This is a genomic window from Enterobacter sp. NFIX59, assembly GCF_900113755.1.
GTDB classification, from domain to species: Bacteria; Pseudomonadota; Gammaproteobacteria; order Enterobacterales; family Enterobacteriaceae; genus Enterobacter; species Enterobacter pseudoroggenkampii.
The window spans coordinates 266,497-291,724 of record NZ_FOQN01000004.1 but is presented as its reverse complement, the minus strand read 5'-3'; the positions used below and the strand labels follow the sequence as shown (position 1 = coordinate 291,724).

28 protein-coding genes, 3 tRNA genes and 1 pseudogene are annotated in these 25,228 nt (G+C 53.0%); 14 read left to right on the top strand and 18 right to left on the bottom strand.

The annotated features are described in order from the left end of the window. Positions 1–32: 32 nt before the first annotated feature. The gene (araF, locus tag BM007_RS15840; RefSeq protein ID WP_024909787.1) at positions 33–1,022 is read right to left on the bottom strand and encodes an arabinose ABC transporter substrate-binding protein AraF; all 990 of its coding nucleotides are present in this window, start codon (positions 1,020–1,022) and stop codon (positions 33–35) included. 787 nt (positions 1,023–1,809) lie between these two features. On the opposite strand from araF, the gene BM007_RS15830 reads away from it, so the two are divergent. Both BM007_RS15830 and BM007_RS15825 read left to right on the top strand, forming a co-directional pair. Continuing rightward, a complete protein-coding gene (locus tag BM007_RS15830; RefSeq protein ID WP_061714860.1) occupies positions 1,810–2,313 on the top strand; it encodes a non-heme ferritin-like protein in 504 nt (167 codons plus the stop codon). Between the two features lie 157 nt (positions 2,314–2,470). Continuing rightward, positions 2,471–3,814: an anaerobic C4-dicarboxylate transporter gene (locus BM007_RS15825; protein WP_008500406.1), complete on the top strand. Its 1,344-nt coding sequence runs from the start codon at positions 2,471–2,473 to the stop codon at positions 3,812–3,814. A 42-nt stretch (positions 3,815–3,856) separates the two neighbouring features. Here the strand turns inward: BM007_RS15825 and BM007_RS15820 are convergent, their stop codons facing one another. Further along, complete coding sequence (locus BM007_RS15820) at positions 3,857–4,108, bottom strand: DUF2766 family protein (RefSeq protein WP_008500405.1); 252 nt, start codon at positions 4,106–4,108, stop codon at positions 3,857–3,859. Positions 4,109–4,215: 107 nt separating this feature from the next. Next, positions 4,216–4,299 carry a stress response protein AzuC gene (azuC, locus tag BM007_RS15815; RefSeq protein ID WP_014884364.1) on the bottom strand — a complete coding sequence of 28 codons (84 nt, stop codon included), beginning with the start codon at positions 4,297–4,299 and terminating at the stop codon, positions 4,216–4,218. Positions 4,300–4,533: 234 nt separating this feature from the next. Here azuC and yecR point away from each other — a divergent pair, with 234 nt between their 5' ends. Together yecR and ftnA are read left to right on the top strand one after the other, a co-directional pair. Continuing rightward, positions 4,534–4,872: a YecR family lipoprotein gene (gene yecR / locus BM007_RS15810; protein ID WP_024909785.1), complete on the top strand. Its 339-nt coding sequence runs from the start codon at positions 4,534–4,536 to the stop codon at positions 4,870–4,872. A 204-nt stretch (positions 4,873–5,076) separates the two neighbouring features. Beyond that, entirely contained in the window at positions 5,077–5,574 is a 498-nt protein-coding gene (ftnA, locus tag BM007_RS15805; protein ID WP_014884366.1) for a non-heme ferritin, read from the top strand. 36 nt (positions 5,575–5,610) lie between these two features. On the opposite strand, the gene BM007_RS15800 is transcribed toward ftnA, so the two are convergent. Beyond that, positions 5,611–5,952, bottom strand: a complete 342-nt coding sequence (locus tag BM007_RS15800) for a hypothetical protein (protein ID WP_032646247.1) — start codon at positions 5,950–5,952, stop codon at positions 5,611–5,613. A 276-nt stretch (positions 5,953–6,228) separates the two neighbouring features. On the opposite strand from BM007_RS15800, the gene tyrP reads away from it, so the two are divergent. Beyond that, positions 6,229–7,380, top strand: coding sequence for a tyrosine transporter TyrP (tyrP, locus tag BM007_RS15795; protein WP_233099212.1), 1,152 nt, complete (start codon positions 6,229–6,231; stop codon positions 7,378–7,380). A 34-nt stretch (positions 7,381–7,414) separates the two neighbouring features. On the opposite strand, the gene BM007_RS15790 is transcribed toward tyrP, so the two are convergent. Then, a complete protein-coding gene (locus BM007_RS15790) occupies positions 7,415–8,083 on the bottom strand; it encodes a YecA/YgfB family protein (protein ID WP_024909782.1) in 669 nt (222 codons plus the stop codon). Positions 8,084–8,508: 425 nt separating this feature from the next. Here BM007_RS15790 and BM007_RS15785 point away from each other — a divergent pair, with 425 nt between their 5' ends. From BM007_RS15785 to BM007_RS23240, 6 genes are all read left to right on the top strand, one after another. Beyond that, positions 8,509–9,630 carry a branched-chain amino acid ABC transporter substrate-binding protein gene (locus BM007_RS15785; RefSeq protein WP_023312277.1) on the top strand — a complete coding sequence of 374 codons (1,122 nt, stop codon included), beginning with the start codon at positions 8,509–8,511 and terminating at the stop codon, positions 9,628–9,630. A 99-nt stretch (positions 9,631–9,729) separates the two neighbouring features. Next, on the top strand, positions 9,730–10,644 hold the full coding sequence (locus tag BM007_RS15780; RefSeq protein WP_032646250.1) for an ABC transporter permease subunit: 915 nt from the start codon (positions 9,730–9,732) through the stop codon (positions 10,642–10,644). A gap of 11 nt (positions 10,645–10,655) precedes the next feature. Beyond that, positions 10,656–11,930, top strand: coding sequence for a high-affinity branched-chain amino acid ABC transporter permease LivM (gene livM / locus BM007_RS15775; protein ID WP_061714857.1), 1,275 nt, complete (start codon positions 10,656–10,658; stop codon positions 11,928–11,930). Then, positions 11,927–12,802 carry an ABC transporter ATP-binding protein gene (locus BM007_RS15770; RefSeq protein ID WP_061714856.1) on the top strand — a complete coding sequence of 292 codons (876 nt, stop codon included), beginning with the start codon at positions 11,927–11,929 and terminating at the stop codon, positions 12,800–12,802. Before livM ends, BM007_RS15770 begins: the two co-directional genes overlap by 4 nt. Further along, a complete protein-coding gene (locus tag BM007_RS15765; RefSeq protein WP_061714855.1) occupies positions 12,799–13,515 on the top strand; it encodes an ABC transporter ATP-binding protein in 717 nt (238 codons plus the stop codon). Before BM007_RS15770 ends, BM007_RS15765 begins: the two co-directional genes overlap by 4 nt. A 1-nt stretch (position 13,516) precedes the next feature. Next, a complete protein-coding gene (locus tag BM007_RS23240) occupies positions 13,517–13,675 on the top strand; it encodes a hypothetical protein (protein ID WP_155725187.1) in 159 nt (52 codons plus the stop codon). A gap of 118 nt (positions 13,676–13,793) precedes the next feature. Here BM007_RS23240 and BM007_RS15760 read toward each other — a convergent pair whose 3' ends face one another. Beyond that, positions 13,794–14,471 (bottom strand): DUF2076 domain-containing protein, encoded by a 678-nt coding sequence (locus tag BM007_RS15760; protein WP_090419729.1) that lies wholly within the window; start codon positions 14,469–14,471, stop codon positions 13,794–13,796. A gap of 151 nt (positions 14,472–14,622) precedes the next feature. Between BM007_RS15760 and BM007_RS23440 the strand changes: the two are divergent. Both BM007_RS23440 and BM007_RS15755 read left to right on the top strand, forming a co-directional pair. Then, positions 14,623–14,835: pseudogene (locus BM007_RS23440) on the top strand (hypothetical protein); the annotation flags it as partial. A 12-nt stretch (positions 14,836–14,847) separates the two neighbouring features. Further along, on the top strand, positions 14,848–15,477 hold the full coding sequence (locus BM007_RS15755; RefSeq protein WP_232473024.1) for a hypothetical protein: 630 nt from the start codon (positions 14,848–14,850) through the stop codon (positions 15,475–15,477). Positions 15,478–15,973: 496 nt separating this feature from the next. On the opposite strand, the gene BM007_RS15745 is transcribed toward BM007_RS15755, so the two are convergent. From BM007_RS15745 to uvrY, 6 genes are all read right to left on the bottom strand, one after another. Beyond that, positions 15,974–16,060 (bottom strand) — tRNA-Leu (locus tag BM007_RS15745). Positions 16,061–16,071: 11 nt separating this feature from the next. Then, positions 16,072–16,145 (bottom strand) — tRNA-Cys (locus BM007_RS15740). 46 nt (positions 16,146–16,191) lie between these two features. After that, positions 16,192–16,267, bottom strand: a tRNA-Gly gene (locus tag BM007_RS15735). Between the two features lie 152 nt (positions 16,268–16,419). Beyond that, complete coding sequence (pgsA, locus tag BM007_RS15730) at positions 16,420–16,968, bottom strand: CDP-diacylglycerol--glycerol-3-phosphate 3-phosphatidyltransferase (RefSeq protein WP_023336158.1); 549 nt, start codon at positions 16,966–16,968, stop codon at positions 16,420–16,422. Positions 16,969–17,024: 56 nt separating this feature from the next. Continuing rightward, entirely contained in the window at positions 17,025–18,857 is a 1,833-nt protein-coding gene (uvrC, locus tag BM007_RS15725) for an excinuclease ABC subunit UvrC (RefSeq protein ID WP_024909772.1), read from the bottom strand. Beyond that, positions 18,854–19,510: a UvrY/SirA/GacA family response regulator transcription factor gene (gene uvrY, locus BM007_RS15720; protein ID WP_013096026.1), complete on the bottom strand. Its 657-nt coding sequence runs from the start codon at positions 19,508–19,510 to the stop codon at positions 18,854–18,856. Before uvrY ends, uvrC begins: the two co-directional genes overlap by 4 nt. Positions 19,511–19,977: 467 nt before the next feature. Between uvrY and BM007_RS15715 the strand changes: the two genes are divergently transcribed. Continuing rightward, positions 19,978–20,202, top strand: a complete 225-nt coding sequence (locus BM007_RS15715; protein WP_008500345.1) for a DUF2594 family protein — start codon at positions 19,978–19,980, stop codon at positions 20,200–20,202. Between the two features lie 66 nt (positions 20,203–20,268). On the opposite strand, the gene sdiA is transcribed toward BM007_RS15715, so the two are convergent. From sdiA to fliZ, 6 genes are all read right to left on the bottom strand, one after another. Beyond that, positions 20,269–20,991, bottom strand: coding sequence for a quorum-sensing transcriptional regulator SdiA (gene sdiA / locus BM007_RS15710; RefSeq protein ID WP_024909771.1), 723 nt, complete (start codon positions 20,989–20,991; stop codon positions 20,269–20,271). Positions 20,992–21,212: 221 nt separating this feature from the next. Beyond that, the gene (gene tcyN, locus BM007_RS15705) at positions 21,213–21,965 is read right to left on the bottom strand and encodes an L-cystine ABC transporter ATP-binding protein TcyN (RefSeq protein WP_008500343.1); all 753 of its coding nucleotides are present in this window, start codon (positions 21,963–21,965) and stop codon (positions 21,213–21,215) included. Further along, positions 21,962–22,630, bottom strand: coding sequence for a cystine ABC transporter permease (tcyL, locus tag BM007_RS15700; RefSeq protein ID WP_014884380.1), 669 nt, complete (start codon positions 22,628–22,630; stop codon positions 21,962–21,964). Before tcyL ends, tcyN begins: the two co-directional genes overlap by 4 nt. A 21-nt stretch (positions 22,631–22,651) precedes the next feature. Further along, positions 22,652–23,638: a D-cysteine desulfhydrase gene (dcyD, locus tag BM007_RS15695; RefSeq protein ID WP_090419726.1), complete on the bottom strand. Its 987-nt coding sequence runs from the start codon at positions 23,636–23,638 to the stop codon at positions 22,652–22,654. A gap of 106 nt (positions 23,639–23,744) precedes the next feature. Next, positions 23,745–24,545 (bottom strand): cystine ABC transporter substrate-binding protein, encoded by an 801-nt coding sequence (gene tcyJ / locus BM007_RS15690; RefSeq protein ID WP_023336163.1) that lies wholly within the window; start codon positions 24,543–24,545, stop codon positions 23,745–23,747. Positions 24,546–24,631: 86 nt separating this feature from the next. Next, positions 24,632–25,183: a flagella biosynthesis regulatory protein FliZ gene (gene fliZ / locus BM007_RS15685; RefSeq protein ID WP_008500339.1), complete on the bottom strand. Its 552-nt coding sequence runs from the start codon at positions 25,181–25,183 to the stop codon at positions 24,632–24,634. Positions 25,184–25,228: the final 45 nt, after the last annotated feature.

Genomic DNA, 25,228 nt, shown 5'->3' with positions numbered 1-25,228 from the left:
TCACGAAGGATGAGGGGCACAATCACCGCGTATTACTTACCGCCCAGTCCTTTTTTCGCCAGCTCCTCTTTGAAGTTGTCGCGGGTAATCAGCACCACGTCGGTCACTTCGGTAAATTTCGGCGGCTCAGCCCCTTTGGTGACCCAGTTGTAGAGCATCTCACTGGATTTATAGCCGTGAACGTCCGGGCTTGGCAGCAGAGAACCGTAGAAGCCGGTAGCCTGCGCTTTGGACAGCTCGCTGACGGCGTCAACGCCGTTGATGCCAATCCCGATCACGTCAGGCGCTTTAAAGCCCTGGCCTTCCGTCGCGCGTACCCCACCCAGCACGGTGTTGTCGTTCATGCCGACCACCAGCCAGTGTTTGACCTCCGGATGCTGAACCAGCATAGAGTTCGCGGCGTCGAAAGCGCCCGGGATATCGTTAGATTTGGTAGGGACTTTGTAGATCTGTTTTTCCGGGAAACCGGCCGCTTTCAGCGCGTCCATTGAACCGGAAGTACGGCGACGTGCGGTGTCCAGCTCGTCTGCGGTAATGGCCATCACCGCAGTCTCTTTGACATCCCAGCCGCGCTTTTGCATCTCTTTATAGAGTTCCTGCCCCTGGCGTTCGCCAATTTTGGTCGCCGCCATCATCACCAGCGGGACGCTATCCATCGGCTTGCCTTTGGCGTTAACGAACTGATCGTCAACCGCGATGACCTTCATATCGTAACCGCGCGCTTTCGCCGCGATGGCCGAACCGAGCTTTGGATCCGGAGTACAGATAACGAAACCTTTCGCACCGCTGGCCGCCAGGCTGTCGATGGCGTTCAGGGTTTTCTCACCGTCAGGCACGGCGATTTTAATCACTTCAAAACCTAAATCTTTCCCGGCTTTATCGGCGAATTTCCACTCAGTCTGGAACCAGGGCTCTTCGGGCTGTTTTACCAAAAAACCGAGTTTTAAATTCTCAGCGATAGCGGATTGTGACATAACGGCAGCCAGACCGATGGCCGCCAGCGCTTTAGTAAATTTGTGCATGGTAAACTCCAGCTTTAGCATTCTTTTCTGTAGGGAATATGTGCGTGCTTCTTATTTAATCGGACTTAAAACAAGGCATTAGCGCTTACCTCGTCATAAGCGTTATTGCTGGTGATAGTTTTAGCGGGAAATTAATCATCCATAAGAGAGCCCCATCACACCGCAGAATTACAGTAATTGCGTACATAAATTCAGCGAAAAATGACATAAAAAAGGCAGGATTTGTCAGACAAATGAAAGTGGGTTAAGCAGAATTATCCATAAGATTAGCTAAGAAATCCCTGATACCCCTCAGCGGACTAAACGTCACCCGGTGTTAAAGGGGTTCAAGATGTTTTTCATCAAAAATGCACCAGGTACCTGAACACGGTTATTCCGCAGAATTTGATTTAGCGCAATTTTATTAGCACATCATATATTCGAAAACATTAATCCGTATTTCTCTTTTTCACGGAGTATTATTCCAACTTAATATTTTCGAAAGAGTAACAGTGTATCACTGCAATAAAAATTGTTAATTATTAGAGCATTAAACCATATTCAATTCATGGCAAGCTGATTGCATTTCTGTACTATATTAAACTTTGTAATGTATGGTAAATACAGCCCAATTAAGAGTTTTCTTAGACCAAAGACAAGGGTATGCTTATTTATATCGAACACAGGAAGTGAATTTCGGTCGACTTCGGTCACGGCAGAATGTGTATTTCTGCTCTTTTCTTCATATTTGCCTGACGCTCAGGTTAAGCAACGGACATCACGTCCCACAGTCAATAAGGATATGAGTATGGCTACCCAAACGATGATGCAAAAACTTAACGCGCAGATGAACCTTGAGTTCTACGCCTCGAATCTGCACCTTCACTTAAGTGCGTGGTGTGCCGAGAATAGCCTCACGGGATCTGCCACCTTCTTTCGCTCTCAGGCGCAAAGTAACGTCACCCATATGATGCGTGTCTTTAACTTCCTGAAAGCCGCAGGGGCAAATCCTGTCGTTAAAGCCCTTGATGGGATCAATGAAAATTACTCTTGCCTGGAAGAACTGTTTCAGAAGACGCTTGAAGAGTATGAACAACGCTGCAGCACCCTCAACAAACTGGCCGATGAAGCCAGAGCGCAGCAGGACATTACGACGCTCAGCTTCTTACGCGATATGGATAAAGAGCAGCAGCAGGATGGCCTGCTGCTGAAGACGCTGGCGGATGAGATCCATAATGCGCAGCAGGCAGGTTTATGTCCTGAGCAAACCGACCGTCATCTGCTCGACATCGTGGCGGTGCAGCACCACTGAGTTTTTTGGCCTGCTCCCATTCGGAGGAGCAGGCTCCCTTCACGTCTCCAACCTTCTGCTTTTGCTGAAATTTAACAAATCAGATCTGGCTCCCAATGATTAACCACACAACGTGTGATGATTTATTTAGTTACATAATCATTGACGAGGGAGCATCATGATCACCATTGAGTTTGTTGTCATTCTCCTCTGCCTGCTGACGGGTACGCGTTTCGGCGGTATGGGGCTCGGGTTAATTAGCGGTATTGGTCTTTTTATTTTATGTTTTGTCTTTGGTCTGCAACCGGGTAAGCCGCCGGTAGACGTTATGCTGACCATCCTCGCGGTGATTGGTTGTGCCGCTACGCTGCAGACTGCGGGTGGCCTCAACGTCATGATGCAGTTTGCTGAACGTCTGCTGCGCAAACACCCACAGCACATCACCCTGCTCGCCCCATTCACCACCTGGATGCTGACCTTTCTGTGCGGCACCGGGCATGTGGTCTATACCATGTTCCCCATCATTGCGGATATCGCCCTGAAAAAAGGGATCCGCCCCGAGCGCCCCATGGCCGTGGCATCGGTCGCGTCGCAGATGGCGATTACCGCCTCCCCCGTGTCCGTTGCCGTGGTGTCGCTGGTGTCTATCCTGGCGGCCCAGCATGGTATCGGCCACGCGTGGGGGATCCTGGAAATTCTCGCCGTGTCGGTTCCCGCTTCACTTTTCGGCGTAGCTATTGCTGCCCTGTGGAGTTTACGCCGCGGAAAAGATTTGGCGGATGACATGGAGTTTCAGGAAAAGCTGAAAGATCCTAAGCAGCGCGAGTTTATCTACGGTGGAACGGAGACGTTAATGAATCAGCGTTTCCCTAAACAGGCCTACTGGTCCACGTGGATTTTCTTTGCCGGTATTGCCGTGGTCGTTTTGCTGGGTGCGTTCCCTGAGCTGCGCCCCGCCTTTGAGCTGAAAGGCAAAATGACGGCGCTGTCGATGAACCTTGTTATTCAGATGATGATGTTAATTGCAGGGGCCGTGATGCTAATGGCCTGTAAGGTCAACGCGTCGGCGATTTCCAACGGCGCGGTGTTTAAGGCCGGTATGGTCGCGATCTTCTCGGTGTTCGGCGTGGCGTGGATGAGCGATACCTTTTTCCAGGCGCATCTCGACGAGTTAAAGCTGGCGCTGGAAGGCGTCGTGAAAAGCCACCCGTGGACGTATGCTATTGTGCTGTTTCTGGTGTCAAAACTGGTGAACAGCCAGGCGGCTGCGCTGACGGCCGTTGCGCCTATGGGCCTCATGCTCGGCATCGACCCGAAAATGCTGATCGCCTTTTTCCCTGCGTCATACGGCTATTTCGTCCTGCCGACCTACCCAAGTGATTTGGCCTGCATCGGCTTTGACCGTTCAGGCACCACCCGCATCGGCAAATTTATCATCAACCACAGCTTTATTCTGCCTGGGCTGATTGGGGTAAGCTGCGCGTGCGCGGCGAGCTACCTGCTGGTCCAGACGTTCTTCTGACAGTATCAAGGGGCGACACATGCCGTCGCCCATTTCCCGGTTTTAGTGGGATTCACCCTGCGGCGTGAATCGCAGTTCAATCAGCGCGATGGCTTTCTGGATCGCACGAAGCGTAACCGGATCGGCGGCAGCGGGATGGCTGGCGAAATCGATGTTTTTCAGCTGCGTAGACATCTTCTCGCGCACTTCAACCGGCGCAATCACGTCAAGAACATCAAGGATTTGTTTGATAACCAGCTGACAGGCGACAACGTCAGAGACCAGTTCCTGATCGGCGCTCAGGTTTTGTGACATGGGGTTTTCTCCTTATTTAAAGGCCGCCATAGTAGCAAAACACACCCCTGGCATCTTCCCTTCATCGCCTGCAGGTATAAAAAAACCCGCCGAAGCAGGTTTTTTTATCAGAACATGGCGCCCGGCGGCACGTCTTTGAAGGTGCGGCAGTAATTGGCCCACATACTTTTCAGGATTTTGCGCAGTTTCACGATGATGCTCCATTAACTTGTTATACAACTTTATTATCAACGTGCCTATAATATGACCACCATCACAAAAATCAACACTTTTGTGATGCGCATCACATTTATATCAGGGCATGGCCTGAAAGCGCTCACCGCGGACCCGTTGCGAAGAGTGAGGGCAGATTGTCCGGCTATTCCAGCCATTGCAGCGGGCATCTGCGGGTACGATAACGTATTTCCATCCACTCAGAGCGAATCATGAAAAGAGTCATTGTAGCCGGTACAATCCTGCTGCTCGCGGGATGTACCATTAACCGCCAGGCTGAAGTCAGCAGCCTCGACGCGCCGAACGGCATCGTCCGCCTCGACTACGGCCAGGCTGCGCTGCAAAATGCGTATTCCGATGAGTATGTGAATAACGGCACGGCGGCAAAAGCGTGTCAGAGCATGGGTTATGCCACTGCCTCAGCCTATGGTCAGCCCATTAAAACCTGCACTCTGACCAGCGGCTCTTTGTGCCTGAACGAGAGCGTGACCATCCAGTATAAATGTATGGGTTACGCCGTTAATCCTAAGTCAACTAATCCGTGGTATTAATCGAAGCTGCCAGCGCATGCTGGCAGTTTATTTCATTACGAACAAAAATAATTCTCATTAATAAGTTATAAAAATCGCCAATGCGTTTTATTCCCATTCGTATTTTAAATAAATAAAATAAAGATTTTACGTTTTGCAAATAATTAAATAACAAATTATAGTGTCGCTCATTGTGAACCAGAAATAATAATCCGGAGCGTCACCATGCTGAAAACTGAAATGATCGACAAGCTCAACGCACAAATGAACCTTGAGCTTTTTTCATCCCTGCTCTACCAGCAGATGAGCGCCTGGTGCAGCTACCACAGTTTCGAGGGCGCTGCCGCGTTTCTGCGTCGTCACGCTCAGGAAGAGATGACCCACATGCAGCGTCTGTTTGATTATCTGACAGATACGGGCAGCCTGCCGCGCATTGAAACCGTGGCATCACCGTTCGCTGAGTATAATTCTCTTGATGAACTGTTCCGCGCCACCTACGAGCACGAGCAGCTTATCACGCAGAAAATTAACGAACTGGTTCATGCCGCGATGACCAGCCAGGATTATCCAACCTTTAATTTCCTGCAGTGGTACGTCGCTGAGCAACACGAAGAAGAGAAGCTGTTTAAATCCGTGCTGGATAAATTATCTCTGGTCGGGAAATCCGGCGAAGGTCTTTACTTTATCGATAAAGAACTCTCCACTCTTGATACGCAGAATTAATTTCAGCGCGGTGCCGGTTTCCGGCACCGCGTTAATTTACATACACCCCGCACAGCTGGTGCAACGCCAGTCATGGGGATTCACGGCCTGGTAAAAATAGCGGTAGCTGGACGTCTCCAGCGGAATACCCACCTCGAAAAACAGATCCGTTAACCAGTCGACATTCTCGATGATCCACTCATCTTCCTGTAAGCCTTGTGCAAAGGTTTCATCTTCAGGATCAATAACCGAATAGATTGCCCAGGTGCCCATATCCTTTTCGCGACGGGACTCGGGAAGGTTCAGGGGCTGATTCTGCCAGCTGATTATCCAGTGACCATGGCACAACAGGTTACCTCCCCGGCTCCATGCCGCGGTAAAGGGATTCTCCCCTGCCATAAGACCCTCACTTAATTTGATAATTTGTATTTATTGTTTACGTTACGCCGGAATGTCGCGCAGCAGTATTGCCCTTATGAGGTAGGCACAGGCCTGGGTCATTAATACGTAAAAAATTTTTTACACCACTTGTAACGGTGATTTGACGAGTAACGGCTTTTCCCTTACTCTGCGCCGCAGATTTTGTCGCGGTTAAGAAGCGTTGTAGAGGAAAGCGTGAAAAACAGAACTCTGGGAAGTATTTTTATCGTCGCCGGAACGACAATTGGCGCAGGAATGCTGGCAATGCCCCTGGCAGCCGCGGGCGTGGGATTTGGCATGACCCTGCTGCTGCTGGGAACGCTCTGGGCGCTGATGTGTTACACCGCACTGTTGCTGCTTGAGGTTTACCAGCACGTACCCGCCGACACCGGTCTGGGTTCGCTTGCGGCGCGCTATCTCGGACGCTACGGCCAGTGGATAACCGGCTTTAGCATGATGTTCCTGATGTACGCCCTGACCGCCGCCTATATCAGCGGTGCCGGGGAGCTCATCGCCTCCAGCGTCAACGACTGGTTTGGCTCTGACATTACCCCTGCGACGGGCGCCATCTTCTTTGCGCTCATCGGCGGCGGCGTGGTCTGCGTGGGCACATCGCTGGTCGATCTGTTTAACCGTTTTCTGTTCAGCGCCAAAATTCTCTTCCTGATTGTCATGCTGGTGCTGCTGGCGCCGCACGTGCACAAGGTTAACCTGCTGACGCTGCCGCTGGAAAAAGGGCTGGCGCTCTCCGCGATCCCGGTCATTTTCACCTCGTTTGGCTTCCACGGCAGCGTGCCAAGCATCGTCAGCTATATGAACGGCGATATCCGAAAACTGCGCCGGGTCTTTGTTATCGGCAGCGCGATCCCGCTGATTGCCTATATTTTCTGGCAGCTGGTGACGCTGGGCAGCATTGACTCTTCAACCTTTATTGGGCTGATGGCGCAACACGCTGGCCTGAACGGTTTTCTGCTGGCACTGCGCGAGGTCGTCACCTCCCCACACGTGGAGCTGGCGGTACACCTGTTTGCCGACCTGGCGCTGGCAACCTCATTCCTGGGCGTGGCGCTCGGCCTGTTTGATTATCTGGCCGACCTGTTCCAGCGCCGCAATACCGCGGCCGGACGGTTACAGACGGGCGCAATTACCTTCCTGCCGCCGCTGGCGTTCGCGCTGTTTTATCCGCGCGGATTTGTGATGGCGCTGGGCTACGCAGGGGTAGCGCTGTCGATCCTTGCCCTCCTCCTCCCTTCCCTGCTGGCATGGAAAAGCCGTCAGCAACATCCTCAGCAAGGGTATCGCGTGGCGGGGGGAAAACCGCTGCTGTGCGTTGTCTTTGGCTGCGGGGTGGTGATTATACTGGTGCAGGTGTTGATTGCAGCCGGGATGCTGCCGGAAGTGGGTTAAATAAAAAAAGGGGCTGTCATCAGCCCCTTTTTTATCAGTGCAAACAGCAGCTCTTAAACTTCTTCCCGCTGCCGCAAGGACACGGATCGTTACGCCCGACCTTTGTGCCGTTCACAATCGGCTTCTTCGCTTCCGGCTGCTGCGGATTGTTTACCCAGTATTGATATAAACGCAGTGCCGCAGGCTGGATGCTCTCGATGCTGGCGATGTACTCCTCTTCGGACAGTTCATCCAGCTTGTCGCTGTTCTCTTCCGTGCCGTGCAGCGCAATCACCTCAAGATCGGCCTTCAGGGCTTCCGGCAAGGCAGACCAGTCCGTCAGCGCCACGCCGCGCATGTAGCCGTAGCACCACTCTTCCACCACGGTATAACTCTCACCGTCAACGTCGTTATAGCCAAACATCGGTTCGAACTGATCCGGGTATTCGCTCAGACGCTCGGCAATATCGTTCATGTGCTTAAAGCAGAGATCGATAAAACGGTTCATCTCACGATCGTTTTTCCAGCGCGGAATGTACTTCTCGCCACCCCAAACCGCCACCAGCCAGGCATCTGGCTCAACGACAACAGGACCGGAAAGCACTGCGGTAAGCATGCCGTCCAGTTCGGACACGTCAATCACGGACGCGTCATCATGACCGTAAGACATTAACGTCTCTTCAAGCCACGCCATTTCGCTTTCATTCAATGGGCCTTCAGTCATCGCTGATACTCCTGCAAAAAAGGAAACGATCCTAACACATATCTCACCCCTCTCCGGGCTGAAGTTTAGGTCTTTATTGCTGCAAAAACGTGCAAACCGTGAGCTTTGCACAACTTATGGGCTTTATTGTTAACGATATGTGATCTCCGCTGTAATTTCTTCTCCTCCCGCAAGGCGGCATAACGCGGCGCTCTATACTCAAACATGTCGCATGCTCGTCAATGGGTTAACCATTCTGGCAACGTTTTTGCTTAACGTTCTTCGCGCGTCCCTGCGCAGGGAAATCTCGCCGTAATATGCAGGATGCCGTCTGTATCTTGTTCGTTTAGTGCATTTTGTTCTTGCTCGTGTTTCGGATTGGCTGCGCCGTCGGGCGTTCGGGTTTACGCCGTGGTGCAAAAACCTCTTTGCTAAGGAACATAATAATGTCGCTGAAATTTATCAGAACTCCTCTTTCTCTTGTGTTGGCCGGTTGCCTGGTGACGGCGTTTTCCGCCCGGGCAGATATTGTGATTGGCGTGGCCGGACCGTTCACGGGTCCGAACGCCACCTATGGCGATCAGTACTGGCACGGCGCAACGCAGGCCGCTGAAGACATTAATGCCGCAGGCGGCATTAACGGTGAGAAAATCAAACTGGTTCAGGGGGATGATGCCTGCGAGCCCAAGCAGGCCGTGGCCGTCGCCAACCGTTTAGTTGACCAGGATAAAGTCAACGCCGTGGTCGGCCATTTCTGCTCCTCTTCCACCATGCCCGCATCCGAGGTGTATAGCGACGCAGGCATTATTGCGATTACCCCCGGCTCAACTAACCCGCTGATCACCGAGCGCGGCATGAGCGATATGTTCCGCATGTGCGGCCGCGACGACCAGCAGGGTCAGGTTGCCAGCGACTTCATCATCGACAAGCTGAAAGCCAAACGCGTAGTGATCATTCACGACAAAGACACCTATGGTCAGGGTCTGGCTGACGCCACCAAAGCGGCGCTGGCGAAACGCGGGGTTCAGGATGTGATGTACGAGGGGTTATCCCGCGGTGAAAAAGACTTTAACGCGCTGGTCACCAAGATCGGCGCGCAAAAACCGGACGTCGTGTTCTTCGGTGGCTGTCACCCGGAAGCCGGCCCGCTGGTTCGCCAGATGCGTGAGCAGGGCGTACAGGCAAAATTCTTCTCCGGGGACTGTATTGTCAACGAGGAGATGGTGACCGCCGCGGGCGGCCCGCAGTACACCAATGGCATTTACATGACCTTCGGTAAAGACCCGCGCCTGATCCCGGACGGCAAAGCGGTTATCGAGAAATTCCGCGCCGGTAAATTCGAGCCGGAAGGTTACACCCTCTACTCCTATGCCTCCGTACAGGCCATTGCCGCGGCCTTCAAGGCCACCGGCGGCAAGGACTCCGCCAAAGCCAGCGAGTGGCTGAAGGCCAATTCCGTCGACACGGTGATGGGAAAAAAAGCCTGGGACAGCAAAGGCGATCTGAAAGTGTCTGACTACGTGGTTTACCAGTGGGACGACAAAGGGAAATATAAGGAAGTGCAGTAACGGGACGGAGTCACGCTCAACGTCGGCGGGCCTGCCCGTCGGCGCGTAATAAACATCAGGCTGCGCGGCTCGCGCAGCCTATAAAACGAGCGCGCTAAGATGAGTACATTCTTCCTGCAACAGTTAATCAATGGCTTAACGCTGGGTTCCGTCTACGGCCTGATCGCCATCGGCTACACCATGGTGTACGGCATTATCGGGATGATCAATTTCGCCCACGGCGAAGTGTATATGATTTCCGCCTATCTTTGCGCCATTGGCCTGGCGCTGCTCTCGTTCTTCGGCCTGCAGTCCTTCCCGCTGCTGATCCTCGGCACGCTGGTGTTCACCATTGTGGTCACCGGGGTGTACGGCTGGACTATCGAGCGTATCGCCTACAAACCGCTGCGCAACTCCACGCGCCTGGCGCCGCTGATCTCCGCCATCGGGATGTCGCTTATCCTGCAAAACTACGCCCAATTGAGCCAGGGCCCGCGCCAGCAAGGGGTACCGACCATGCTGGACGGCGTCATTCGCCTGCATCTGGGCGAAGGGTTCGTGCAGATAACCTACACCAAAGTGTTTATCCTGGTTGCCTCGTTTGCCGGCATGCTGGTGCTCACCTGGATAATCAACCGTACCCGGCTGGGGCGGATGTGCCGTGCGGTCCAGCAGGATCGCAAAATGGCCTCCATTCTGGGCATTAATACCGACCGGATTATTTCGCTGGTCTTTGTCATCGGCGCGGCGATGGCGGGCCTGGCGGGGGTGCTGATCACCATGAACTACGGCACCTTTGATTTCTACGTCGGGTTCGTGATCGGCATTAAAGCCTTTACTGCAGCAGTACTCGGCGGCATCGGCTCCCTTCCCGGCGCGATGCTCGGTGGCCTTATCCTGGGCGTGGCGGAAGCGCAGTTCTCGGGCATGGTGAACTCGGACTATAAAGATGTCTTCTCGTTCGGCCTGCTGGTCATGATCCTTATTTTCCGTCCTCAGGGCCTGCTTGGACGCCCGATTGTGGCCAAAGTGTGAGGCAGAGAATGATGACATCACACGGTTTTTCACTTAAACGCTGCATTCTGGACGCGATTTTTTCCGGGCTGATTGCGCTGATTATCTTCGGCCCCATCGCGGGCGTGGTGCTGGACGGGTACAGCTTTAACTTCGCCGGGCAGCGACTGGCCTGGATGGTTGGCATCGTCATGCTCGGACGCTTTCTGTTGAGCGCCTTTTTAGGTACCGCCCCGGGGGCCCGTTTCCAGGAGCGCTTCGAGGCCGATAGCGCGGGCGTATATGTCCGGCCACCGGAATACAAAAGCCGCATGCGCTGGATTATTCCTCTGGTGATTACCCTTGCTATTTGCTTTCCGTTTGTCGCCACTAAATATGTGCTGACCGTCGCCATTCTCGGGCTGATCTACGTGCTTCTCGGTCTGGGACTGAACATCGTCGTGGGCCTGGCCGGTCTGCTGGATCTGGGATATGTCGCGTTCTACGCGATTGGGGCGTACGGTCTGGCGCTGGGGTACCAGTATCTCGGCTTAGGCTTCTGGAGTATGCTGCCGCTGGCGGCAATCATGGCCGCCGCCGCAGGCGCCCTGCTCGGTTTCCCGGTACTGCGCATGCACGGTGACTATCTGGCCATCGTCACCCTCGGGTTCGGAGAGATTATTCGCCTGATACTGAACAACTGGCTGACCTTCACCGGCGGACCCAACGGCGTGTCGGCCCCTCCCCCCACCTTTTTCGGTCTGGAATTTGGACGACGGGCGAAAGAAGGCGGCGTGCCCTTCCACGAGTTTTTCCACCTGACCTACAACCCGAACATGAAGTTTATCTTTATCTACGCGGTGCTCTTTCTGGTGGTGATGCTGGTGCTCTACATCAAGCACCGCCTGACGCGCATGCCGATTGGCCGGGCGTGGGAAGCCCTGCGTGAAGACGAAATTGCATGCCGCTCAATGGGGTTGAACCATGTTCTGGTGAAGCTTTCCGCCTTTACGCTGGGTGCGTCGACCGCGGGCATTGCCGGGGTGTTCTTCGCCACCTATCAGGGGTTCGTGAATCCAACCTCCTTTACCTTCTTTGAATCGGCACTGATCCTCGCCATTGTGGTGCTGGGCGGTATGGGCTCGACGCTGGGCGTGGTGCTGGCCGCCTTTGTGCTCACGGTCACGCCGGAACTGCTGCGCAGTTTTGCCGAGTACCGCGTCCTGCTGTTTGGCATGCTGATGGTGGTGATGATGATCTGGCGTCCACGCGGTTTGATCCGCATTAACCGCAGCGGGTTTGCCGTGCGTAAGGGCGTCGCGCCATGAACGAAACGATATTACGCGTTGAACATCTGATGATGCATTTTGGCGGGATTAAGGCGCTAAACGACGTCAACCTGGAGGTGCAGCGCGGCTCCATTACCGCCCTGATTGGGCCAAACGGGGCGGGAAAAACCACCGTCTTTAACTGCCTGACGGGGTTCTACAGAGCCTCCGGCGGCAACATTTTGTTTAACACCCGCAATAAAACGACCAACGTGATTCAGGTCCTTGGACAAAAATTCCAGCCGGGTGACTGGATTAACCCCGCGCAGTTCGGGCAACGTCTGTTCTACAAAATGTTTGGCGGAACCCACCTGGTCAACCGAGCCGGGCTGGCGCGCACGTTTCAAAATATTCGTCTTTTTCGCGAGATGTCGGTCGTGGAAAACCTGCTGGTCGCGCAGCATATGCGGGTGAACCGCAATCTGCTCGCCGGGATCCTGAATACGCCGTCCTACCGGCGGGCGGAAAGCGACGCCCTGGACAGAGCCTTCTACTGGCTGGAAGTGGTGGATCTGGTGGAGTGTGCCAATCGCCTGGCGGGAGAGATGTCGTACGGCCAGCAGCGGCGTCTGGAAATTGCGCGGGCAATGTGCACTGGGCCAGAAATGATCTGTCTGGATGAACCCGCCGCAGGGCTGAACCCGGTTGAAACGCATAAGCTGAGCAGCATTGTTCGCTTTCTGCGGGATCACCATGACATCACGGTATTACTGATTGAGCATGATATGGGGATGGTGATGGACATTTCGGACGACATTATCGTGCTCGACCACGGCGATGTGATTGCCAGAGGAAAACCCGAGCAGATCCAGCATGACGAAAAGGTCATTGCCGCCTATCTGGGCACGGATGAAAGCGAGGTCACCCTATGAACGAACCGCTGCTGGCTTTTCGCGAGGTGGATGTGTTTTACGGCGTCATTCAGGCGCTGAAGCAGGTCTCCCTCGAGGTGAATAAGGGTGAAACCGTGGCGCTGATTGGCGCAAACGGCGCGGGTAAATCGACATTGCTGATGTCCATCTTTGGTCAGCCTCGTATTCGCAACGGACAGATCCTTTTCCGCGGTGAAGATATCAGCCATAAGTCCACCCACTACGTCGCGTCCGGCGGCATTGCGCAGGCGCCGGAAGGCAGACGAATCTTCCCGGATATGACCGTTGAAGAGAACCTGCTGATGGGGACCATTCCCATCGGCAGCCAGTTTGCCGCTGAAGATATGCAAACCATGTTTGACCTTTTCCCTCGTCTTAAAGAGCGGCGTAAACAGCGCGCGATGACCATGTCAGGCGGGGAACAGCAAATGCTGGCGATCGCCCGGGCGCTGATGAGCCGTCCGAAGCTGCTGCTGCTGGATGAACCGAGCCTGGGCTTAGCCCCGATTGTGGTGAAGCAGATCTTCCAGACGCTGCGCGAGCTGGCCCGCAGCGGCATGACCATTTTTCTGGTGGAGCAGAATGCGCACCACGCATTGAAGCTATCTGACCGGGGGTATGTGATGGTGAACGGACAGATCCGGCTGAGCGGCAGCGGTGAGGAATTGCTGGGCAATCAGGACGTGAGGAAGGCGTATTTGGGCGGGGTGTGATTTGACACCTGCCGAATGGGCTTATGCCGTGATGGATCTTTTCGGCACATACGGGATAGAAGCACTGGAGGATACGTTAGTCGATATCGCCTCTTTGTTTGGATTGCTTCCGGCAGTACTTACAGGTTTGTTAGTAAGAAAAGCAGTAAAAAGAATGTGACTTATGAGCCTTCAGGCTTAGCCTCGAAGGCTTTTTTGACTCGGAAACGCAAAACCCCGAAAGTTGGATACCCAACTTTCGGGGTTCACTTCATTTCTGTGGTTTCACGATAACGTCGTTAAATAAAACTGTCGTCGTCATTGCTATAGTCGTCATCTACATCGTCGTTCTGCCAGGTGTCGTTATTATTGCCGAACGGATCGTTCTGGTTGAGGAAACGGGTGTCAGAGACGTTATTAACGTCGCCGTATTGATTACCGACCAACGGTTCACCACCGACAGGCATTGTCGGTTCTTCGATAATGTTCACGATCTCTTCCGGCCGCGACTGATGGAACATGCTGGTAAGCATCTCGGCCAGCGCGATGCCACCGGCCACGCCAGCGGCTGTCTGGAGTGCGCCAGCCATAAAACCGCCGCCGCGAGTAGCCGGCGCTGGCGCCCGTGAGTAATCCTGCGCCGGTGGCTGTTGCGGCTGGGCATTCCAGCTGTTGTCAGGCTGCGGGTTACTTTTCCCACCACCAAACAGGCCGCCGAGGAAACTGCCGCCCGTCGAGGGTTTGCTTTTTTGCGCGGCTAATTCGCTTTCAAGCTCCAGAACGCGGGCCTGCAGGCGTTTCAGCGCCGCTTCCTGAATCAAAATCGATTGCGCCATATAGTAGGGGGCCGCAGGCTGCTGTCTGACGAATTCGGCGATCTGACGCTCTGCATCTGCGTCCCGTTGGCTGTTTTGTTGTCCGGCCTGTTTCAGACGCTCGAAAAGGCCGTTGATAAGCTGCTGTTCTTCATATTGCATGACAATAACCTTCCGCTCTCCAGGGTGGATACCAACCAGTTTATCAGCGGCGGCAACCTGTGTCTGGCGAGTGAAATCTTTGTTTAAGATTGGTTGCAGGTTTGCTGAAAATCGCCCTGCTTTCCGGGCTTGATATTAGAGAATTAGGCTTAACGTTCTGGTATGGCAGCAAATTCTCGGGCACAGCACGATCGTGATGACGATGAGATACGCTCACTTCGCGCTAAACTGGAGGCACAAAAAAACCACCATTCGGTGGTTTCACGACACTGCTTATTGCTTTGATTATTCTTTGTTTCCCATGGTAGCCGGAGTGGGACTTGAACCCACACAGCGCAAACGCCGAGGGATTTTAAAACTATAAGGAAGGTTAGAAATGGACAGCGCGAAATCCTGGCTGAAGAGTCTGGGTGCTGGCGATTCCGGCTTCCAGGTTTCTGTAGCGCAGGGAATGCTCTATTTTCCGGTTAGCATGTATTACCTCGGTTATGACTTCATAGACACGGCTCATCGCCATGCTAATTTTGATGGTCGTGTGAGGATGGCGAACATGTTCAAACGAGGAATATCGGTTACTCAGGAAACTCAAAAAATAGTTAACGCTGTTATCAGAGAGTTCATGTCAAAAGTTAACATGGATAATATTCAGGGGATTGCACAAAATTTTACCGGCGTAATGGCTGGTAAATTCATATTCGCTGAGCTAACCGGAGTAAAACTAGGTGCTGCCGTATCGTCACGCATTATGACCTCGTTCGCCGCAGGCGTGGTCATCGGAAGCGCTCTCACAATTGGCGCAGAAACATCGAGAGCTATCTATACGGCTAGAAAGCTTGAAAACCAGAACCCTGTACTCTACTACCGACTTAAGAGTATGGGTGATTTAGATCTTCTGTATTTTCTTGTTGAAGAAAAATTGAAACCTTTTCTTGACGCATGCAGCGTAGCAGATGTAAACAAGCATGAATTTAACGAAGTATGTAAATACTTTTTTGGTGGGTTATGAACGCTCAGGACATTATCAAGTTAATAGCATCCCGAATTTTGCGCGGGTTGGGAATGGGAATTGCTTCTGCGGGCCTATTGTCCTGTATTTACTTCTTTTCATTTTCAAAAGACGAATCCCGTTTTATCTGGGGTGCAGCGTCAGGTGCTCTCATTGTCCTTGGTTACTTTATATACCGAATTGCGATACTCAAGGTTTTTGACGAACGTTGAAGACCTCAATTGCTCATACTCCATCAAAAAGCCCACCGATTGGTGCGCCTGGCGTTAGAGGGTCAGGGTTAACTGCTTCCTACCATAATGAGATGACGGAAAAGCATCGGATGGGATGAAATCAGCTGGTAACTTATCGCGTGGTGCGCGTTTGGTTGATGATCGCGGGGCAGTAATGCCCTCTTCTTGTGTCGAAGATGAATGGTGAAAAATAGACAATAAAAAACCACCTTTCGGTGGTTTACACGACACTGCTTATCATTGATTTTATTCTAGTTTTCCCATGGTAGCCGGAGTGGGACTTGAACCCACACAGCGCGAACGCCGAGGGATTTTAAATCCCTTGTGTCTACCGATTCCACCATCCGGCCAGGGAAGAAAGTGGAGGCGCGTTCCGGAGTCGAACCGGACTAGACGGATTTGCAATCCGCTACATAACCGCTTTGCTAACGCGCCGTTAAATCTTTAAAGCTGACACCCGCTACTGCGCATGTCTTTAATTTGGAGCGGGAAACGAGACTCGAACTCGCGACCCCGACCTTGGCAAGGTCGTGCTCTACCAACTGAGCTATTCCCGCATGTCATCAAGTAACTGTCTAACCACTTGATTTCATTATCGTCCGGCTGGCTGTGCCGCCGTTCGATGCGTTGCATTCTACTGATATGACGTTATGAGTCAACGTTATTTTTTACATCCCCGAATCGTTTGCTGAAATTTACGGCGAAACGATCACTGATCAAGCAAATCCCCGCGCGCAGCGTTCAAATATTGCAGCATGGACCACAGCGTCAGCACTGCCGCGACCCACAAGAGGCCAATCCCCGCCCACTCAACCCAGGCGTTCGGACGCCAGAGCATCCAGACCAGCGCGGCCATCTGCGCCGTCGTTTTGACTTTACCTATCCACGAGACCGCTACGCTGCTGCGTTTCCCCAGCTCCGCCATCCACTCGCGCAGTGCAGAAATGATGATCTCACGGCCGATCATGGTTGCCGCAGGCAGCGTTACCCACCAGGTATGATAGTGCTCGGCCACCAGCACCATGGCGATAGCGACCATCACTTTGTCCGCCACCGGATCGAGGAAGGCACCGAAACGGGTGCTTTGATTCCAGCGGCGCGCCAGATAGCCATCAAACCAGTCTGTTACCGCTGCGATCAGGAAGAGCAATGCACAGGCAAAAGGTGCCCAGACAACCGGCAGGTAAAACGCCAGCACAAAGAACGGGATGAGTACAACACGAAAAAGAGTGAGCAACGTAGGGATATTATATTGCATAGTGACGGTAACTATTTGTTGTCAGTAAAATTTAGCTCTATGTTGCTACAGAGCCCTCAATGTTTCAACGAGTAGTAGATCTTTTCTGCCAGCCCTTGCGAAATACCCGGCACTTTTGCAATTTCCTCCATGCTGGCGTTGAGTAATCCTTGCAATCCGCCCATATATTTCAGCAGCATCTGACGACGTTTTGGCCCCACGCCTTCGATCGTCTCCAGTGAACTGGTGTTTTTCACCTTCGCCCGTTTTTTGCGGTGACCGCTGATGGCGTGATCGTGCGATTCATCGCGAATATGCTGGATGACGTGCAGCGCCGGGGAGTCCGGTGGCAGACTGAAGCCCTCACCTTCCGGCTCGAAGAACAATGTCTCCAGCCCGGCCTTACGATCGGCCCCTTTTGCAACACCCAGCAGCAGCGGATGGTTTTTATCCCAGCTGACATCAAGCGACTCAAATACTGCTTTCGCCTGGCCGAGCTGCCCTTTCCCGCCGTCAATCAGGATCACATCCGGGATTTTGCTCTCCTCTATGGCTTTACCATAGCGACGACGCAGCACCTGATTCATCGCCGCATAGTCATCACCCGGCGTGATCCCGGTGATGTTATAGCGGCGATACTCGGCGCGCAGTGGGCCATTCGCATCAAACACCACGCAGGACGCTACCGTCTGTTCCCCCATCGTATGACTGATGTCGAAACACTCCATCCGTTTCACTTCCGGAAGCTTCAGCAGCGCCGCCAGGGCCGTTAAACGCTGGTGCACCGTCGACTGCTGCGACAGCTTAGTGGTGAGTGCCGTCGCCGCGTTGGTTCGCGCCAGCTTGAGATAACGCGCACGATCGCCGCGCGGTTTGGTTTGAACATTCACCCGGCGGCCCGCCAGTTCAGAGAGCGAATCGGCCAGCAGGGTTTTATCGTCAAGATTAAAATCGAGCAGGATCTCAGAAGGCAACGTGCGCATCTGGCTCCCCTGCAGATAGAACTGGCCGACAAAGGTTTCCACCACTTCACCCAGCTCGGTACCGCCAGGGACCTTCGGAAAATAGCTGCGGCTGCCGAGCACTTTGCCCTGTCGAATGAAAAGAACGTGCACGCAGGCCATCCCGGCGTCAAAGGCGACGCCGATGACATCAAGATCGTCACCGGTATTCGAGACAAACTGTTTCTCTGTGACTCTGCGCACCGCCTGAATCTGGTCGCGGATACGCGCTGCCTCTTCGAACTCCAGAGCAGCGCTGGCTTTTTCCATCCGCGCGATCAGCTGCGTTAAGACCTGATCGTCTTTTCCGGCTAAGAACAGGCGCACATAATCCACCTGCTGCGCATACTCTTCTTCACTCACCAGTCCGGCCACGCACGGTCCCAGGCAGCGGCCAATCTGGTACTGCAGGCACGGGCGCGAGCGGTTACGGTAAACGCTGTTTTCACACTGGCGGATCGGGAAGATTTTTTGCAGCAGCGCCAGCGTTTCACGCACGGCATAACCGTTAGGGAACGGCCCGAAATATTCACCCTTCGCATGTTTTGCCCCGCGATGCATGGCGAGGCGCGGATGGGTGTCGCCGCTCAGAAAGATAAACGGGTAGGATTTATCATCCCGCAACAGGACGTTATAGCGCGGCTGGTAGAGCTTAATATAGTTGTGCTCAAGCAGCAGCGCTTCTGTCTCTGTATGCGTGACGGTAACATCAATATTCTGAATGAGTGAGACCAGCGCTTCGGTCTTACGGGAGGCCAGATTGCTGCGAAAATAGCTGGAGAGACGTTTTTTAAGATCTTTAGCCTTCCCCACATAGATAACCGTACCGCCAGCGTCATACATGCGATAGACGCCAGGCTGGCTGGTTACGGTTTTCAGAAATGCTTTTGAATCGAACACATCACTCACTGACTTAACAACGTCTCCGCATTACACAAACCATGTCGGATGGCCAGATGCGTCAGTTCGACGTCACCATGAATGTTCAGTTTACTGAACATCCGATAACGATAGCTGTTTACCGTTTTCGGGCTGAGATTCAGCTGTTCCGAGATCTCATTCACCTTCTGACCTTTGGTGATCATCAGCATAATCTGCAATTCACGCTCGGACAAACTGGCAAACGGTGATTCGGTTTTCTCGGGCTCAATCTGACTCAGCGCCATCTGCTGAGCGATGTCGGACGCAATATAACGCTGTCCGGCAAACACGGAACGGATAGCATTGACGACTTCCTGCGGTGCAGCACCTTTACTCAGGTAACCCGCGGCCCCCGCCTGCATCACTTTCGCGGGCAGTGGATTTTCGGTATGCACGGTCAGCATGATGACTTTGGTGTCTACAAAGGTACGCGCGATTTTGCGTGTTGCCTCAAGACCACCGATACCGGGCATGTTCATATCCATCAGCACCACATCGGCGGAGTTAGTACGGCACCATTTTACCGCATCTTCACCACAGCATGCCTCACCGGCAACTTTAATACCTTTAATATCTTCAAGAATGCGTCGTATCCCTGCGCGCACCAGTTCGTGGTCATCAACAAGAAGGACGTTGATCAAAGGAAATGTCTCCAGAATAGGGATAACGCTACTGAGTGATAATTTGGTTTATATTAACGGTTTTCCTGACAAGATTAAAACGTTAAAAAACCGGCTATTCGATTTTGCTCTCGTTTTTGGAAATTAGCCTGTACAGGCGGTGGAAAGAGAGGCCGTGTTTTTAGGGCTCTTGCGGCTTTTTTTAATCATCTGTATTCAAAAAGTTACAAAAAACTTGCAGGCTTTCCCTGCAAAAAAAACAGATCTCAAATTTTTGTAACAATAATTAACGGCAAGCGAACCGGGCATAAGCAATTAATAGCCTGTAACAGCGCTTCAGTTTACCGGTACGTTCTGTTTACGCAATTAAACATCCACGTAAAAGTACGAAAAACAACCGCTGCATTTTTTGCTTCAGCTTGTGGTATACTCCGCCGCCTTGACTTTCGTCGTCGCGCTTTAGCGCCGTTTAATAATGAGGAAAATAAATGAGCACACCTGAATTTGCCACTGCGGAGAATAACCAGGAACTGGCACAGGAAGTAAACTGCCTGAAAGCACTGCTGACGCTGATGCTGCAGGCGATGGGCCAGGCTGATGCCGGTCGTGTGATCATTAAAATGGAAAAACAAATCGCGGAGATGGAAGACCAGGCTGAATCAGCGGTATTTGCTAACACCGTTAAGCAAATCAAGCAAGCGTACCGCCAGTAACAAAAAACGGCTGGATGCAGTGCATTCAGCCGTTCGCTCGTCTGTCACGCAGAACGTTTTACGGAGTCAGATCAGTCCCGTTGCCGCCGCATAGCATGCGATCTGGGTCTTATTGGGCGCGTTAAATTTCTTCTGCATATTCTTCTGATGGAAGTTAACGGTATTCTCTGAGATCGAGAGAATGATCGCTATTTCCGCTGACGTCTTCCCTTCCGCAGTCCATTTCAGAATTTCACGTTCGCGCTTGCTGAATTTCATTTCGGGTGGCATGACCATCTCATGGTCAAAACGCATCAGAGAGGTTAAGGCCATTTGCACCAGCATTTGCAACCGCAGTTCTATTTCCTCATGGGATAATGGCCCTTCCTGTACACGTGTACGAGAAACAGAGAGGAAGCCGAGCGCATGATTCGGCAGCATCAGGCACTGCGTTATTCCCGCGCGTAAACCGTGGTCCTGGGCGCTATGCCATAATTCCTGCGCCTCAGCGAATAATGCGTCTGTCCAGGGGAGATGCCCCTGAATGAAATTCTCCGCTTTTAAAACCGGATCGATCGCGAAATAGTTCGCGGATTGATATTGCGCCATCCACAGCTTGGGGTAAGTGGTTTGCAGGGAGATCTTAGGGCGGGTAAATGGCACGGGATGGCGCACGCAGAGCGCGTAATAATCAAATTCCAGCGCCTGAGTTTGTCGCTCCAGCTCCTGATATACCTCGGCGGCACAGGTCAACTCCTGAAACCGGAGGGAGCAATCCCGTCGCCAGGTGAAAAAGTCTAAATCCTTCATACTTACTAAATGAAGCCTCTGAACAGATAATCATTATTATGGTGAATATAAGCTAACACAGAAAACTTTTTTCTAACCACAAAATATCGGCAATAGCACAATTAACTTTACTATTGATAAGGTTTATCCGAGCCGGATGGAATAAAAAAACAGAGGCCTTCACAAAGAGGGAGAATAATTTGCTCCAGGGTAATTTTCTGGAGCAAATGCGTGCAAAAATGCTACTGCATAAGGAATTTTTCAAGGAACTGACGGGTTCGCGGCTGTTGAGGGTTGGCGAATAAGCTTTTCGCCGGCCCCTGCTCCACAATCCGCCCCTGATCCATGAAGATGGCTCTGTCAGCAACATCGCGGGCAAAGCTCATCTCATGCGTCACGATCACCATCGTCCGTTTTTCCTGCGCCAGCTGGCGAATGGTATTCAGCACCTCACCTACCAGTTCCGGATCGAGCGCTGAAGTCGGTTCATCAAACAGGATCACGTCCGGGCGCATCGCCAGCGCGCGCGCTATCGCCACGCGCTGCTGTTGCCCTCCCGACAGACGCCGCGGATAGCTGGTCTCTTTCCCCGCCAGCCCGACTTTGGCCAGCAGCTCGCGAGCGCGCGCCGTCGCTTCCTCTTTAGGCTCACCTTTAACGATAACCGGCCCTTCAATAATGTTCTCCAGCACCGTACGGTGCGGGAAGAGGTTGAAGTTCTGGAAAACGAAGCCGACATGCTGGCGCAGACGGCGAATCAACCCTTTCTGCTGGCTGATAGATTTCCCGGTATCAATCGTTATCTCCCCGACCCGAATGGTACCGCCTTCCGGCTGTTCAAGCAGGTTAATGCTGCGCAGCAGCGTGGTTTTCCCTGAGCCGCTCGGCCCAATGATTGCCACCACTTCGCCCTGCTCGACTTCAAGATCGATCCCGTGGAGCACCGTTTGACCGTGGAATTTTTTCACCAGGTTTTTGACGTCGATAGCACTCATTTTGGATCACGCTCCTGGCGATTAAGCTGGTTTTCGAAATAGTTTTGCAGGGCAGACAGCACCGTCGCCATCACCCAGTAAATCAGCGAGGCAGCCAGATACATGGTAAAAACTTCAAGCGTACGGGAGGTGATGAGCTGTGCCTGACGGAACAGCTCCGGTACCTGAATCGTTGCCGCCAGGGAAGTATCTTTCACCAGACTGATGAAGCTGTTGCTCAGCGGTGGAAGCGCCACGCGCGCCGCCTGCGGCAGAATGGCCCGGCGAAGCGTCTGCCATGGCGTCATCCCGATACTGGCCGCCGCTTCCCACTGGCCTTTGTCAATGGAGGAGATGGCCGCACGCAGGGTTTCAGAGGTATACGCCGCAGTATTGAGCGACAGACCAATCATCGCTGCGGGAATCGGATCCAGCTCGATACCAAACTGCGGTAAGCCGTAGTAGATCATAAAGAGCTGGGCGATAAGCGGCGTACCGCGAAAGACGGAGATATAAAAACGCGCCAGCCAGCGCACCGGCAGGATGGGTGACATGCGCATTAAGGCCAGCACAAATCCCAGTACCAGCCCGAAGAACATCCCGCCGATACTGAGCTGCAACGTAAATACCGCACCTTTCAGCAGATACGGCAGAGAATCAATAACCAGTTGAATACTTTCTTGCATTATTATTTTTCGACCTGACTTTTAGACATGAGGATGGTAGGCAAACAGCGCAGGCGCCCCGCCTGTATGGACAAATAAAATCGGCCCTTCATCCTTAAAGCGTTTCTGCGCAATGCCATCAATCAGTCCGGCCATCGCTTTGCCGGTATACACCGGATCGAGCAGTATCCCCTCGAGGCGGGCCAGCAGTTTCACCGCTTCCATGCCCTCTTCGTTCGGCGTGCCGTAACCCGGCGCAAAATAGTCATCCCAGAGCAGAATATCGGCCTTTGCCTTCAGCTCCAGCTGCGCGGCGACCGCCTGCTGTAAAGTGACCACTTTCGGCTTCTGATCCGCGACGCTACGGGACACCGTCACGCCAATCAGCTCGACCTCCGGCAGCAGTTGCTCCAGCCCTACCGCCAGCCCGGCATGCGTGCCTGCACTGCCGGACGCGACCACCACGGAGGAGAGGCCCACCGCGCCCTCGCACTGTTGGGCAATTTCCAGCGCACTTTCCACATACCCCAGCGCGCCCAGTGCATTCGAACCGCCAACAGGGATAACGTAGGGGCGGAAACCCTGCGCTTCCAGACGCGTCGCCAGCTCATCGAGCTGGGCGGTCGGGTCGGTCAACGCATCCACCATTTCGACCTGTACATTAAACAGGTCCAGCAGCAGACGGTTACCGTTGGTGAGATAGTTTTCTGCCCGCGTGCCAATCGGGTTTTCCAGCAACGCCACGCAATGGAGTCCGAGCTTTGCCGCCACTGCCGCCGTCTGACGAACGTGGTTGGACTGGATAGCCCCGGCAGTGATGAGCGTATCCGCGCCCTCGCGCAGGGCGTCCGCCGCCAGAAACTCCAGCTTACGCAGCTTATTGCCCCCCATCGCCATGGGCGTCACGTCATCACGCTTAATAAAAATATCGCGCCCTAAATAATCAGAAAATCGCGGCAGGTACTCCAGCGGCGTCGGCGCGCCGATAAACTCCAGGCGAGGAAAGCGCGTTAAATTCTGTAGTGACATGGGTTCTCCGGTAACTCTGACAAAATGTGATATTTTTCATTATGCACGCAGACGCGAAAGAAATAAAAAAGGCGCTTTTAAAAGCGCCTTTTTTTACGTCAGAAACTTATTTCGTGACGTCTGCACCGAACCACTTCTCGGAGAGCGCTTTCAGGCTTCCGTCTTTTTGCATGTCAGCAATCGCGGAATCAATCGCTTTGACCAGGTCTTCGTTACCTTTACGCACGGCCACACCTGATTCCTGACGAGAGAACGCATCACCCGCTACCGCCAGGGTGTTGTTGGTTTTCTTCACCAGATCCAGCGCTGCCAGGCGGTCAACCAAAATAGCGTCGATACGGCCCACGCGCAGATCCTGGTATTTCGTCGGGTCATCATCATAGGTGCGGATATCCACGCCCTGCACGTTCTGGCGCAGCCACTCTTCGTAGTTAGTCCCCAGACCAACACCGACTTTCTTCCCTTTCAGGTCTGCGGCAGTTTTAATCCCGCCTTCGTTGCCTTTCTTCACCAGCGCCTGAATACCGGACACGGTGTACGGCGTAGAGAAGTCATACTTCTTCTTACGCTCGTCAGAAATGGTCACCTGATTAATCACCACATCAATACGTTTGGAATCCAGCGACGCCAGCATACCGTCCCATTTGGTCGGTTTCAGTGACGCTTTAACGCCGAGGTGCTTCGCCAGCTCTTCAGCAAACTCCACTTCGAAACCGGTCAGCTTACCGTCATCGCCCTGGAAGCTGAACGGAGGATAGGTTCCTTCCAGCCCGACCAGCAGCGTACCGCGCTCTTTTACTTTATTCAGCAGGTTTTCTGCGGCGAACGTTTTCACGCTCATGCCCGCAACCAGCGCAACGGCCATAACACCCATCAGCGCCTGACGACCCAGAAGTGCAAATTTCATAAATACCCCGATATAGTGGAATTTTTACGTAGTGTAGAGAAATCGCCTGTAACGTCAAAGGCGACTGCGCTACATCTTATTCTTTTTTAATATATATCAGAAGTTGTTCCGGCGTGGGCTTTCTGCTTTATGGCACCCGGCATTTGTACCTTGTATTGCGCATACTTGCGCAGCGCAATTCGGTAGTTATTGGTGCTGGTCGCAGGCAGCCACGGCTCCAGATTTTCATCCAGATAACCGGTTTTCAGCAGATCGCGAGAAATATTGTTTACGGTCAGATGTTGCCCAAGGCGACGCAGGCGAACCACATATTCGCGAACGGTGCCGTGGCTCATCTCCGTTTGTTCAAACAGGAATTGCTTGAAGCCGATGATGTCGAAGAAGTCGCTTTGCTCTTTGCAGTGGAGATCCCCACAGAAACGGCAAAGCGCCACCCACTCTTTTTGCTCTTCGAGCCATGCTGCTTCGTCCATCAACGTGTCGAGACGCGAAATCGCAATCTTATTGACGATTTCGCCCCGGCGAACCAGCGTGATACGATCGAGTAACTTGTTACAGTGGGCGCAATGCGTCTGGCTGTGTTTAAAGTCTTTCAGGTAGCGGCTTAAAGGCCGTCTTTTAGATTGCTGCACCGTCATGATAACTCCTGGTTGTCAATACGTTGTGCGGCATTTTTCAGGTGA